The 14,609-nt window shown below is 32.0% G+C and carries 11 protein-coding genes; 5 read left to right on the forward strand and 6 right to left on the reverse strand.

Annotated features, from left to right (window positions below; genetic code table 11):
* Positions 1 to 25 precede the first annotated feature (25 nt).
* Genes gshB through ABD730_RS08810 form a run of 5 tightly spaced genes read left to right on the forward strand, consistent with a single transcriptional unit; the run spans position 26 to position 4,214 of the window.
* Complete coding sequence (gshB, locus tag ABD730_RS08790) at positions 26 to 1,063, forward strand: glutathione synthase (protein WP_215925566.1); 1,038 nt, start codon at positions 26 to 28, stop codon at positions 1,061 to 1,063.
* A gap of 10 nt (positions 1,064 to 1,073) precedes the next feature.
* Complete coding sequence (locus ABD730_RS08795) at positions 1,074 to 1,886, forward strand: sulfurtransferase (protein WP_344713993.1); 813 nt, start codon at positions 1,074 to 1,076, stop codon at positions 1,884 to 1,886.
* Positions 1,887 to 1,888: 2 nt separating this feature from the next.
* The gene (locus ABD730_RS08800; protein ID WP_334468928.1) at positions 1,889 to 2,224 is read left to right on the forward strand and encodes a hypothetical protein; all 336 of its coding nucleotides are present in this window, start codon (positions 1,889 to 1,891) and stop codon (positions 2,222 to 2,224) included.
* Complete coding sequence (locus ABD730_RS08805) at positions 2,224 to 3,054, forward strand: N-formylglutamate amidohydrolase (protein WP_334468930.1); 831 nt, start codon at positions 2,224 to 2,226, stop codon at positions 3,052 to 3,054. The genes ABD730_RS08800 and ABD730_RS08805 overlap by 1 nt, the downstream gene beginning before the upstream one ends.
* Positions 3,054 to 4,214, forward strand: coding sequence for a peptidase MATCAP family protein (locus ABD730_RS08810; protein WP_344713997.1), 1,161 nt, complete (start codon positions 3,054 to 3,056; stop codon positions 4,212 to 4,214). Before ABD730_RS08805 ends, ABD730_RS08810 begins: the two co-directional genes overlap by 1 nt.
* A gap of 6 nt (positions 4,215 to 4,220) precedes the next feature.
* On the opposite strand, the gene ABD730_RS08815 is transcribed toward ABD730_RS08810, so the two are convergent.
* The 6 genes from ABD730_RS08815 to ABD730_RS08840 form a co-directional block, all read right to left on the reverse strand.
* Complete coding sequence (locus ABD730_RS08815) at positions 4,221 to 4,799, reverse strand: pseudouridine synthase (RefSeq protein ID WP_344714547.1); 579 nt, start codon at positions 4,797 to 4,799, stop codon at positions 4,221 to 4,223.
* Positions 4,800 to 4,805: 6 nt separating this feature from the next.
* Positions 4,806 to 6,893 carry a DUF3857 domain-containing transglutaminase family protein gene (locus ABD730_RS08820; RefSeq protein WP_344713999.1) on the reverse strand — a complete coding sequence of 696 codons (2,088 nt, stop codon included), beginning with the start codon at positions 6,891 to 6,893 and terminating at the stop codon, positions 4,806 to 4,808.
* 66 nt (positions 6,894 to 6,959) lie between these two features.
* Positions 6,960 to 7,772, reverse strand: a complete 813-nt coding sequence (locus ABD730_RS08825; protein ID WP_344714001.1) for a DUF1853 family protein — start codon at positions 7,770 to 7,772, stop codon at positions 6,960 to 6,962.
* Positions 7,773 to 7,860: 88 nt separating this feature from the next.
* Positions 7,861 to 12,267 carry a fibronectin type III domain-containing protein gene (locus ABD730_RS08830; protein ID WP_344714003.1) on the reverse strand — a complete coding sequence of 1,469 codons (4,407 nt, stop codon included), beginning with the start codon at positions 12,265 to 12,267 and terminating at the stop codon, positions 7,861 to 7,863.
* Entirely contained in the window at positions 12,264 to 13,127 is an 864-nt protein-coding gene (locus ABD730_RS08835; RefSeq protein WP_334468942.1) for a hypothetical protein, read from the reverse strand. Before ABD730_RS08835 ends, ABD730_RS08830 begins: the two co-directional genes overlap by 4 nt.
* 484 nt (positions 13,128 to 13,611) lie before the next feature.
* The gene (locus ABD730_RS08840; protein ID WP_334468945.1) at positions 13,612 to 14,595 is read right to left on the reverse strand and encodes a PorP/SprF family type IX secretion system membrane protein; all 984 of its coding nucleotides are present in this window, start codon (positions 14,593 to 14,595) and stop codon (positions 13,612 to 13,614) included.
* Positions 14,596 to 14,609: the final 14 nt, after the last annotated feature.

Here is a 14,609-nt window from a genome sequence, read left to right on the forward strand (position 1 = left end):
ATTGAGAAGATAAAACCTATTGCAAATGAACATTTGTTTTATAATGTACCCATGGGATGAGATCGACCCAGAAAACGACACAAGTTTAGCTTTAATCAAGGAATGTGCTAAACGTGGTCATGGTGTTGCCATGTGTACACCTGCAAACTTAACCATTAGAGATAGTGTAACAAATGCATTTTGTAATGTTATCGGTAGAATGGAAAAAGTGCCATCTACATTAAAATCGTTTTATAACAAAGCGAAATTAAGAGAGGAAATGCTGCCTTTAGCAGGTTTTGACGCTATTTTCTTTAGAGCAAATCCACCTTTAGATCCTATAATGCTTAATTTTTTAGACTCAGTAAAAGATGATGTGTTTATTGTGAATTCGTTAGAAGGTATGCGAGAAGCCAATAATAAACTTTATACAGCTGCTTTTGGAGATGCACACAGTAACATTATTCCCAATACACATGTTTCTAAAAACAAAAAGTATTTAATTCAGCAGATTAAAGAGTCTAAGGCAGATAAAATGATACTAAAACCATTGAATGGCTTTGGAGGTTCTGGTGTGATTCTAATTGAAAAATCGGCTATGAACAATATTAATTCGCTGTTAGATTTTTATATTTCTAGTGGAGAAGGCACCTCTAATTATGTGATTCTTCAAGATTATATAGAAGGAGCAGACCAAGGTGATGTTAGAATTTTATTATTAAATGGAGAACCAGTTGGAGCCATGAAACGTATTCCTGGTTCAGAAGATCATCGTTCAAATGTTTCGGCAGGTGGAAGTATTGCAAAGCATTCTTTAACCAAAGCAGAAAAAGCATTATGCAAACAAATAGGTCCAAAATTAGTAAAAGACGGTTTGTATTTTGTTGGTATCGATGTTATTGGCGGGAAACTCGTAGAGGTTAATGTAATGTCGCCAGGCGGCATCACTTATATAAATAAAGTATATAAAAGCAAGACTAGAGTTGAAGAAAAGGTCATTGACTTTTTAGAAAGCAAAGTCTTAGATCAATTACAAGCGTTTGATAGGCGAACTAGACTTCGTAAAACGGTTGATGAAGCGTGAAATTTATAAAATGAAAATAAGTCAAATTTCAAATTTAGTTTCAGTAGAGTGGCTTCAAGAAAATAGCAATGCCAGTAACCTCGTTATTTTAGATGCTACAATTAATAAGAGTATTGATGCCACAGCCTTAAGAATTCCTAAAGCTAGATTTTTTGACATTAAACAAAAGTTTAGCGATACTTCAGCACCATTTCCAAGTACATTACCTTCATTACAACAATTTGAAACTGAAGCTCAAACTTTAGGAGTAAATAAAGATGCTTACATTGTCGTTTATGATGATAAAGGTATTTATTCTAGTGCAAGAGCTTGGTGGCTATTCAAAGTTTTTGGTTTTAAAAATGTTGCTGTTTTAGACGGAGGATTACCCGAATGGAACAAAAATGGATTTCCTATTGAAAAGTATACCAATGAAACTTATATCAAAGGGAATTTTAAAGCTCATTTAAATTTAGACTTAATGACTAACTTTAAAGGTATTAATCAATATTCACAAAATTCTAATACACTAATTTTGGACGCACGCTCACAAGAGCGTTTTAAATGCCAAGTAGACGAACCCAGAATTGGATTACGACGTGGTACCATTCCCAATTCAAAAAACCTACCTTACACAATGTTATTAAATGGTTATAAGTTGAAGCCTCAAAGTGAGCTTTTAGCAATCTTTAATAATTTAGTCACTCATAAAACAAAAGTGGTGTTTAGTTGTGGTTCTGGCATTACGGCTTGTATTTTAGCACTTGCAGCGACACTATGTAATTTTAATAACCTCATTGTCTATGATGGTTCATGGACAGAATATGGAACACTAACCAATTAATAATGAAAACAATCGACTGGACAAGAGACGAACTTGTAGCTTATATTTTATTATTTGCTGCTAATTCAGATTTTAAAGAAAGTGAAGAAGAACGCAATTTAATTATCTCTAAAGTAGATCTGCAAACCTTTCAAGATATTCATGATGAATTTGATAGAGACAACGACTATCAAGGCATACAAAAAATTATGACAAGCTTAGAGCAGCATAATTATGACAAGGATGATATTGATATTTTAATGGAAGATATTAAAGTGCTATTTTTCTCTGATGGTGATTTTGACATTACAGAACAAAACATGCTAAAGTGCCTTAATAGACTGTTTAAAACATTGTAATGAAAAGGCTTTCTGTAGATTCAATTATCGCAAAGATAAAAGCAGAGGAAACCTTTTGTGCTGTTTCTGAAGATTATGCATTTACATTAAAAATTGATTCTTATGTACCTTATGCTTGTGCAGCTGTGCATGACGGACATCAGTTTAGAAAAGACCTTTGGAGTAACTGTTTACATACCGAATACGAACGTTGGTACGAAGAAGATCCTGAAACTAAAAAGATGGTTATTTCGCATCCTATTGTTTTAGCAGGTTGCGATTCTCGTTTTGAGTATGATTTAAATCGAACACCCGAAGAAGCTGTTTTTGAAACGGCTTGGGGAAAACAACTTTGGAAACAACCTTTAGCAGCAGCAGAAAAAGACAAAAGTTTAAACAAACATTCAAATTTTTATAAAGTTGTTAAGGCTTTAATTTCAAAATTAGAAGAAAAATTTGGAGTATGTGTTGTTTACGATATGCACAGTTATAATTGGCAACGTTGGGATAGAGAAGTGCCAACATGGAATTTAGGGACTTCTAATATAGATAACCATCGTTTTGGTAAAGAAGTTGAACGCTGGAGAGCTTATTTGGCTTCTATAGAATTACCACACAATATTAAGCAAACCGCCAAGGTTAATGATACGTTTCAAGGCAATGGTTATTTTCTAAAATATATTACTAATAACTTTAAGAATACTTTAGTTTTGGCAACCGAAATAGCAAAGGTGTATTGCGACGAATATCAGCAGGTTAATTACCCTGAAGTTGTTGCTGCTGTAGCGCAACAGTTACAAACACTTTTACCTAAACATGCTAACGAATTCTATAATACGTTTAAACACTAATGTCTCAGAAAAAAACTACTGAAGCTTTTCAAGATTTATTTGATATTGATTCTAATCTTAATCGTTTAGTTAGAAATATTGAACTCCTCAACTATATTAATCCACTTAACACGGTATCTGAGAAGAAAAAATTCTACTCTTCAAAATTTAATTATGAGCCTCAGTTTAAGTACCCTAAAATAAAATTTAACGGTTATAAACTGCATCGTTTATTCTTTTCACAACGTTTAGAACGCATAGAAGATGATGATATTAGACAATTGTACGAAGATATTATCTACGAATATTCAGGCTTAATAGAATGTATTGAAACTATTGGGCAAGGCCGAAAATTTTATTTTAATAGTTTAAAAAGCTTTGGAACTCCTACCGAAAAGGATATAGAGAATGCTAAATTTATTTTGCGTTTTGATGATTCGGAATTTGATGAGCAAATGCTTGCTAAATATAGTGCAAGTGAAGCCAAAGATTATTTTGATGAATTTTCTAAACGTTACGATTTTAAGTACAACATTAAGATTTCTAATCATCTTTCTGCTGCTGCAATGGTACTGAATAATACGCAGACTTTGGTATTGCGTAAAAGTCATAAGTACAGTAAAAATCAGCTTAAAGTACTAGCAAATCATGAGATTGGAGTGCATTTAGTAACAACTTTTAATGGCTTATCGCATCCATTAAAAGTGTTTTCTAATGGTTTTCCTAATAATGTAGAAACACAAGAAGGTTTGGCTGTGTATGCTGAATTTATGAGTGGCTGTCTTACTATTGAACGGTTAAAAGAATTAGCATTTAGAGTCATTGCTGTTGATAGTTTAAATAAAGGCTACGCCTTTTCGGATACGTTTCACCTATTGCATAATCAGCATAAATTAAATAGAGATAAAGCATTTGGCATTACTTTACGTGTGCATAGAGGAGGAGGATTTACTAAAGATCACCTGTATTTATCTGGTTTGCGAAACGTCTATAAATATGCTCAAAATGGTAACGACTTAGGGGTGTTATTAACAGGGAAAGTGAGTCAGGATTACATACCAACCATTAAAAAGATGCAGCAGCTTGATTTGGCTTTGGCACCAAAATATTATACAGATGCTTATGTGGCAAATGATAATAAGAATCCAAATTTAGATTTTATATTGAAGAGTTTGAAGTAATAAAATTTACTGCAAATAATTGTTTGCTGGAAGAATTTCAATACAGTTTGAAGGTTGCATAGCCTCTAATTTATAATCGCCAATCCTTACTCTTACCAATCGCAACGTTGGAAAACCAACTTTTGCTGTCATTTTACGAACTTGTCTAAATTTACCTTCGGTTAAAGTAATGGAGAGCCATGATGTTGGTCCATGACGTTCGTCTCTAACAAAACGCGGAACAATGTGCGAAATATCATTTAAAACTTGAGCATTGCATGGTTTTGTTTTATACGCTTTACCTTCAACAGAAATCTCTATTCCTTTTTGAAGTTCTAAGATAGCTTCTGGTGTAACTAAACCGTCAACCATTACGTGGTATTCTTTTTCAATTTTAGAACTGGTTATATAATTGCTAAACTTTCCGTCTGTAGTTAAAAGCAATAAGCCTTCAGATTTTTCGTCTAAACGTCCAACAGCCATAACCTTGTCTGTAAAATCATACAACTCATTTAAAAGTTTTTTGTTTCGCCTTTTAGTTTGATGATTAACAAATTGACTTAAATAGCCGTAAGGTTTGTATATTTTAAAATAATGATGTGTGATAATGGTTTAGGTTTTAGAGTTGCGTTTTACAACTATAATGATTAAGACAATTAAAAGTATAACTATTATTGGTAAGATTAGAAATAGAAATAAATTTTTTATAAAACTTGTGGCGAGTTCTGACGAGTTAATATTCTTTTTACCATTAGCATAGGAAGCAACATAGCTTTTTGGAATATATATGTAATACGATAGCTTACTTTCTAATGTTTTAATATCTCTATAATATTGGGCGTAATTTTCAGGCGACACATAATCATTTTGATTTTTGTAGTAAGACATTAAATTTAATTCTCTAGAAGAAGGGTTGTAGTTTCCTTCAAATTCATAATAAAAATCTTTAGAATAAATGTTGTAATCTATTGGTGATATATTCCAAGCTTCGGGTAGTTTTACATTTATAGTATGACGTTTAGCTATTGGGTAATATAAAGCCAACTCCTTGGTTTTGCTTTGTTCTGTTGGTAATACTAAAATATCACTTATTGTTGTTGGAGTAAACGTAACACCAATATTATCATCATCAGCTAAGACCTCTTCCCAAATATCTTCTAGTTTATAGTGCTCATAAATAGTTAGTTCGTTGTTAAGGCTATCATCTTTGATTATTGGAGCTTCAATAACCTCAACGTTTTCGTAATAATTAGAGTAATAAGCTTTAAAGTCTTTTTTTATACTAGAGGTGCTACTGTTTTTGTAATAATTACGCATCTTATCAGCTTCATACTCATTGTAAATAGTTTTTACCTTTAATGTTGCTCCTTTGCCAACAGCTTCAAGATAAAACTCATCGTAAACCTCAATAAGATTATTACTAAAGCTCTGAATCTTTTCTAAATCATTAGTCTCCTCACTGATAACTAGACCATATTCATAATTTGGAAAGTATATGTTATCATAGCGTCCTTTTTGATTTGTAATTGTTGGATCGTAATAAATTTCACGTCCCGATTTATCAATAACTTTGACCACCACATGATCAAAAACCTTTGGGCTAGGGAGAATTTTAGGTAGATTTTTGCCAAATGTTGTACTTACTAACATAGGATAAGCTTCTATATGCATTGCTCTTAGCATTGTTACCATTAATAAGGTTTTATCTTTGCAATCACCAAAACGTTGATTAAAAACTTTATTAGGTGAAAAAGGCTTATAACTGCCAATACCATCTTCCAAGCCTAAGTATCTTATTTCGTTTTGTACAAATTCTAAAGTAGCAATAATCTGCTCGTGTTCCATTGCCTTATTGGATAGTATAGCATCAATTTTAGCCTTTAATTCTGTAGATATTTTATCGTTGACATTGTAAATGTCTATTCCCCAATCAATGACATTTTTCCAGTTCTGATAATTAGAAACAATTAAATATTGATGTTCTATTAGCCAAATTGGAGCTTCATTATCAAAATTAACACTATTTACCTTTTCAGAAAACCAGAGATAATCTTTAAGCCCATTTGAGGTGGTATAACGAGGTTTTAAATCAGAGTTAAATAATTTGTACTCTAAATTTGTATTAGATAATAGCCTTAAGCTTGAAGTATTTATATAAACATAATCGTTTAATGAAAAAATGCCAGAAAAATTTCCGTTATGTATAGGGTTAAAGCCTGATATGGTATAACTATAGTCTAAAATATCATCTTTTCTAATGTCAGAAAGATTAATCATTGCTGTTAATCTGCCATCATAAATATAACTCTCAGAACTAGATTCTCGTCTAATAACCTGAAAGTTATTGATATCTAGCTTATTTATTACGTCTCCATTTCTAATAACATCAATATTATGGAACGTAATAGTTTGATAAGTTGGATCATAAATTTCTGCAATTTCAGCAACGTCTTGAATGCCTAAATTATCTGTAATTTTCTTTACAACTCTATTGTAATGTTTTTGTTTAGGTACATGTATTTGTTCATCTGATAATAGAACCACATAACCGTAATCTATCTCATCTGAGGCAATATCTATTGTTGTAGTATAATTTTGTTTTAAAACCCAATTAGGAGTATCAGAAGTTTTTATTTGGGCAATTACAGTGAATGAAATAAACGTAAAAATTAGACATGCTAAAAATTTAAAGGAAGCCATTGAAAAGAATTTTATAAGTAGAATAGTTTAATAAACTAGTAATATACAGAAAGTAAAGTGAATATTTTACCACCATGTAATAAAACATTTTTGAAGCTCATTTTTACTTTTTATCCAGCATAATGGAGAGCGTTTATTTTTAATATGAATTTGAATCTCATGTTTAGCATCTTCAAACTCTAACCAATTTACAGTTGGTTTAGGTAAACATAGCCATTCTAGTTTTTGTGGAATGTAAAATTGAAAGTCTTTTAATTTGGTAATGTTTTCAATATTTAAATACCAACCAGTAATACATTCTGAATTTAAGGGAGCAACATTAATATCTTGGTATTCGTAAGGCAAAAATAGTTGTGCTTTAAAACAAACCTTTTGTGTAATAGAATTGATAAGAAAAGGATAATGTTTTAACGCATCTTTTGTTTTAGGATGATAGAGTAGTGGTAACTGTTTTTCTTTTAACTTATTTAGCTTATAAACAAGAGCATCGCTTTGGTTAGGGCCTACCCAATTGGAAAGTGAGTTAACATTGTTTTTTTTAGAATCGTATAAATAGAATTTATAAATTATTTCAAGATGAATAGGTTTTTTAGCCTGTAAAAACAATAGGTCTAATTCTCCAATAGTAATTTTATTATTCTTGATTTGTAAGTTCTCTTCGAGAATAGTTATATCAGCTTGATGCTTTAGCTGAAATACTACAAAATGTTCTACCCATTTACCCAAACGTATCTTTTTAACTTCGGACTCTTGTGTAAATTGAATTTCTGTAGCTTCTGGACAAAATTGTTCAAAGTTATAGACTTCAGAAGCCTTCCATAGGCATGGTGTGTGTTGAAAGCCTTTAAATAATTCTTGAAAATTTATACTGCTGTCCAATGCGTAGTTTTATGGGTCATAAAAAAAATAAAGCGCACTTAAAAAATAAGTACGCTCTATAAAAGTAGCTTTTATTTATTAAGTACGCTTAATTAATTATTAATTTTTGAGTACGTTTTTTATTAGCGTTAGAAATAAGCTTTATAATATAAATTCCTGTAGTTAGATGATCTACGTCTATAGATTGTATCGTAGTACTGCTATCTAAGGTATTATTCATTAATACTCTTCCGTTAAGATCGTATAATGCAAAGCGTGTTTGTGTTTGCAATTGTCCTTCAATAACTATTGCTTTTTCATTTGGCTTTTTATAAATACTTAAACGGTCTAAATTTTGTTGCTCTAAGCTAAGTGCATTTGCTTCTAATCTTAAATAAAAACGACCAACACCTGAGATATCACTTAAAGCAGTAAAAGTATAATCGTGATCAGACAATAACGTAAATGTATTGGTTAGTGTGTCTTCTAAATAAACTTCAGTTGCATTAGGAAGTGTAGACTCAGACAATGACACTGTGATTTCTTGCCCTTGCAAGGCGTTAATGCCTAAAGCAATAGTAGTATTATTAATGTCGCTAGTTCCTAAAGCTTGAATAGCCATAAATGCCCCCGTATTATCTTCAACTAATTTAGAATAGATTGAAAACTCTGGAGCAACATCTTGAAATAAAGCGGCATCATAACCAGGGTCTAAACCTAATGTTGCATTTTCATTAAAGTGAATAGCTGTATTAAACGTGTCTAATGCGTTGTTATTTATTTGAATTTTAATATAGCCGCCATTTGATGAGTCTGTTGTATTACGTCCTAAAATAAAATCATCTGTAGCACCTGTTGTTCGCATTGCAGGTGTAAATGATATGGTTTCGTTACTTGACTTACTTTTTACAAAGAAACCTTGACCTGGAGCAATTAATTGCCCAGAGTTTAAATGGTTTAAAATAGTCCATCCATTGGAAGCATCACCATCAAAACCATATATCGCTTGATAGGCTCCAGAATCTAACTTTGTTTTGTTGAGATCAAAGAATGTTATAAAATCTATGTAAGAAGGGTAAGGGTTTCCTATTAAATTCCAACCGTTATAAGAGCCTGCAGATTCTGTAATTGGTATTGTAAAACCAGTTGTTTCTACTTCACCAGTAAAAGTCACCGTAGTACCACTTACTCCATCTTCTGAAGCATCTCTTGCAGCTCTATAGCCTACACCTTTATCTAAGGTTGTAGCAGCATTAGCTGTAGTTGAATAAATTTCATAAGATCCAGCCGGTTCATTAAATGGTCCAAATAATTTCTGAGCTGTATTTCCTGGGTTTTCATAAAGGTTAGGATTTGCTGTAGCAAAATCTCCAAAATTCTGACCTGTAAAAGGAGATGATATTAAGTCATTACCTGTTGAGCCATTACTAAAGGCATTTATATGGCGTTTGTAAGAGACGTTACCTGTACTGGATCCTTCTATTATTAAACTTGAATATTTAGTAGAAATAGATTCTAAAATTAAATTTCCATTGTTAACCAAATCTCCTTTTATGGTTAAACTAGCTCCTTCCTTAATAATTACCGTAGCACCACTTTGTATTTCTAAGTCATTAACCTCAACGTTTTGGTCTGCGTCAATAATATAAGTGCCATCTGCAATAATAGTATGTTTAGTTCCCGAATATTCATCAGGGCCATCACTATAGATCCATGATCCATCGCAATATAATATAGTATTAGCAGGTATGGTTACTCCACAACTATTGCCTGGAGATAAATACTGAATTAAGGTTGCTTTAGTTGTTGTTGCACTGTCATTGTTGCTATTTGCAACACCACCTCTTCCTCTTAAATGAATGCTCACTAGATCATTAGTGCCGTCACTATAAACTTGTACCCTTAATGCATCTGCTTCTATGGGATTAAAAGTAGGTCCGCCCCATTCAAAAATTCCATCGTCAATCCAACCACCTTGACCTTGAGCAAGTGTCGTCCAAACTCCATCTTTCCTATAACTTATAATCCACATAGAATCTGCTTGATCTTGGTTAGAATAAGAACCTCCCAGTGTTATATAATTCATGTATTTTACATTTGGCCAATTCACTTGCCATTTAAAACCTTCACTTGCTGTTGGTTTTCCTAAATTTTCTCCAAAACTAACACCATATTCGTTGTATGCAGTAACTGTTTTATAATTATCAGTAACTGGATCATATAATATATCTCCAGGTACTCCTCTACCATTAGTTGAAGAGCCATACAATATAGCTTCTGGAAGTAATGCTAAGTTTGAATTATCATCAGGACTATTATCAGGAATACCATCTAAGCTACAACGACTTGGTGCTTCAAAAGCTCTTTCTGCGGTATAATTACATGCTTCTTCTGTAAAATTAGCTATTATATCTACATCTAATCCATCTGCTGCTAAACCCGTAAGTGTTACAGTTTGTGGACTTGTACCAATAGGGAATGATTGCCCATTTACCATTAAAGAGCCTGATGCAGGTGGAGAAACATATTCTACAATCAAGTCTTGAGAATACGTGTCATCAATATCATTACATATAGTTTGAGTACCAACAGTTACATTTGTAATTGGACAATTTGCATTATAAAAGACAACCAATTTAGGAGAATTGTTTACCGATCCATTTCTAGATTCTGCGACACGTCTACCTGAACCAGAAACAATAAACGTTACTGCATTTCCTACTTCCCAGCCTGGTTGGGTTATAATTTCCGTAATAATAGATTGAAGATAAGGTGAACGTTGTTTGTAGCCTTTTTCTCCAGTACTATTCCATGCTTCAACGTTAGTCCAAGCTTCTGAATTAGAGGTTAATGATCTTGATGAAATATTGTAAGAGCTTGAGTTAAAGCCATTACTATCGTCTGCTAATTCCCCATGGAAAGTTAGATTTGTCACGTCAGAACTTACCTCATCAGCTTGAAATTGAATGTATGCTCGATGAATTGTTGCTCCTTTAGGAATACTAATATTATTAAACCTAAGACCAATAATTTGGTCATAATTAGTTGCGTTATCAGTATCGGTCACAAATTCTAAATCGCCACTAGTATAGCTTACAGCTCCAGTTGAAATAAACTCTTCAGCATCATCTCCTGAGGCAACAATAGTATAGGTTTCATTTGTTGTAGTTAATTCATCAACTCCAATACAATTACAATTACCATCTTCTTCGTCATTTATTGTAGTGGGATCATTATCATCACAGACAACACCTCTTGGTGGGCAATTAACATCTGGTGCATTAGATATTGTTACAACAGCACCTGTTGAAGGTGAAAAAACATTTAAGTTAGCTGGTAGTGTAAATGGATCTGTGTTAGAAACTGATCCAACCGAACTAGCATTACTTACGTCGATTGTTCTTAATTCTATTTTAAGGGCATCTACAAATACGAGTTTAAACTGATTAAATGATCCAGAGCTTCTAGTCCATGTTTTAACGTCATCAGCTGGTCTTAATGGCGCTCCCCAACAGCCTTCGCCAGTGTATACTGTACCATTGATTTGTTCTATAACAAAACCTTCATCATTTCCAGAATTAGCTGAAGGTTTAACAGGCCAAGTTGTTTTAGCAACATGAGAATCACAATCAATAACCAAGCGTACACCTTCATCATAAAAAAGTTGAGCCCAAGCATCATATTGATTGTTGTTTTCAGATTTCCATGCAGCATGTGGACGCATGGGTTTATGATACTGAGCCATTTTCCATTTCAAATTAGGAGAAGCTGTAGATAGGTCATTTTCTAACCATGTTTTTTGATCACCTAAAACTGAAATTTCGGAATTTAAGGTGTAAGCTTTTATTAAATCATTACCAAATGTTACAGAATAATAAGAATCAGCATTAGGTGTGTCAAATAATTTATAAATAGTTTCAGAATCTGTTTCGTGATTTCCTCTAGCAGGTATAATTGGAAACATTCTTCCATCACTTGCTATAGTTGATTGCCAATCGTCAAACCATTCTTGCCATTCAATAGAGCTATTAGTATCTGTCATGTCTCCTGCAAAAAATACAGCATGTGGTTTTAATTTAGATACTAAAAGATTGGCATCTTGTCTAGGTGTTCTATTGTTTCTAGAATCACCACCAGCAATAAAAGATAAACGGCTAAGATCGTCTGGTGCAGTTCTGAACCAAAAACGTTGACTTGTGCCATCACTATCATTAATTACAAAATAATAGTTGGTATTCGGTGTTAAGCCTGTAAGTCTTGCAAAGCGATTATCCATTCCTTTGAAAGAAACGGTTCTATCAACGGTTTTGGTATAGGCGTATAATGTATGGTCTGTACCATGATCCATTGTATCATAATAAACAACTGGTGAAGTGCCTGATATCTGATTCCAACCAATGGTAATTGTAGTGGATGGATCATCCATTATCATGATACGATACTTGTCATTGTTAGCAAAACCTAAAGAAATACTTAATAAAAGTAGTAAGTAGGTTAAATGTGCTTTATATTTCATGCTACTTGTCTTTTATGGTTTGTTTTATTCATTTCAAGTAAAAGAACTATTAAGGGGATAATCCCATGTGCCAATCTATAAATTGTTAGATAGGCAGAACCATGAATTGAACTTGATATAAAATCTATATTAAAACCAGATACTATTCTGGCAAATGCTGTTGCAAAGCCCCAAATTATCATATACCATAATGCATATTTAGATAATTTTGGCACAAATACTAATAGGGCACATAACACATCTAAAAAACCAACAATAAATAGAAATAGCGTGGCCTGTGTTTCATTAACACCTAAGATAATAATCGTCATGTCTATAAAATGTCCAGGACGATATGGTATACCCATTGCCATAAACCCATGAGGAATAAAAGTAAATGCTATAGCAATTTTTAATCCATTGATTAATTTTTTGTTATTTGAGTCCATTTTAATATTACGCCACAATAAAAATGGTGCAGATAATTGAATGCTCATTTCAAAAAGTTGTAGAAAATCATAATTTTTATCCTTAACCATACAAATTCCAAGTAAGAATAATAAAAAGAAACCTAGACCTATAATGAAACGCTTTAGTTTTAACCATTTTATTTGATGCCAAAGTAAACTGACCAAAGCGGCAATTAAGAAGATTAAACTATTAAATTTAGTGAATCCTTCTATCCAATTATTTACAGTTTTACTTGTTGCATAATCATACCAAGAATAATTAAAAATACCTTCTACAATAGGCGTTAATAGACTTTCATCCCAAAGTATAGCTCGGTAGGGACCACCAAAAAAAAACAATTGATATGCTCTACCTATAAAAACGGTAAAAGCACATAGCTTAACGAGCGATATTAATTTGAATTTATTCATTTAGAGCGCTTAAAATTAATCATTTTCTTACCAAAGATATTTTATAATCGATTAATTGAATATATATCCTTTGAATTGGATATTATTAATCAACTAATGCTTGTAAAACCATATAAATAGCACAAAGTATGATTGAAAATTATAGAAAGTTTTCTAATATTTAGAGTCATAAAATCTAATAAAGTCACTGTTAGATTTGTTAAAGTTTAAGATGTTTTACATACAATCTGTTCTTTAAAGACTTTATTGAATTTTTTGAAGACTAGAAGTAGCGTTTTTTAACGATAAGGATATGAGTAGAAATAAGTTTATAAGTATTGCAATCAAAATAACTTTTATATTATTTTGATTGCAGTTAATTGTTTTATTTATTGGTTTTTAAAGCTTGTCACTTCTTGCAATTGTTTTAATTTATTTTATCCTATTCAAAGCATTGTAGTATCGGTTTGCAATGCATAACGTTAATTACCTTACTTATCAAAGTTTATCTATAATAACTTTGACTAGTTCCTCTTGTACAGGCACAATTACTTATGCCTTGTAAAAAGTCTAACCCAATAGTAACCATATGAGTCCCTGTATTAAATCCAGACAAATCGTTTAATGTTAATTGATATGAGTAAGCAAAAAAGAATTTGTTAAATGTAATTCCGCCCATTGGGCCTAAATTTAAGGGTTTAAAAAATTGATCATTTAAAAAACGGTAAGACCCTCCTACAAAATAGTAATCTCCTTTACGATTGAATTTTCTGTATTTGAAATTGACATCTGTACTAGAACGTTTGTCACTATCAAACATTTGATAAAAAACTGAAGGTTCAAACTCAACATCTTTGTTTTGTTTACTTTTTATAACTAGTCCAGTGTATAGCTGATAATTTAATAACTGAATTGGCTCTACACCTTCATAATTGTCAATATCTTTTTTCATGATGTTATTAGCATTCAAACTCACATAAAATGCCTTCCATCTGTATAAAATACCAGCATCAAAGTTATTGTTTGTAATACCTCTGTCATTGGTGATTGCTGGGTCTAATATTGGAATATCATAGGTGGTATTAAAATCTTCAATAGCAACTCTAAAGTTATTTATGTTATAAGATAACCCAAAAGACAAATATTGTTTAGACTTATAATCTAAAGTTAAATGATGAGCAAAAGAAAACTTAACACCTTTTTGAATTGTATTTCCATTTCTATCATTGTATGCCGATATTCCAATACCAGATCTGTCTCCAATTCTAAAATCGGCATAAATAGATTGATTATCTGGTGCATTTTTTATACCAACCCATTGTGTTAGTCCATTGGCCCTTATTTTTAAATTATCTCCAATACCTGCATATGTAGGTGAAATTACAAAGTCGTTATCTGCTAAGTACTGTGTAAATACAGGTAAATTTAATTCTTGGCCATAACTCTTAGCAAAGACCAAAAAAAGAATATATAGTGTGATTTTTTTCATAATGTTATCTCTTT

It is taken from the genome of Winogradskyella damuponensis, assembly GCF_039538385.1.
GTDB classification, from domain to species: Bacteria; Bacteroidota; Bacteroidia; order Flavobacteriales; family Flavobacteriaceae; genus Winogradskyella; species Winogradskyella damuponensis.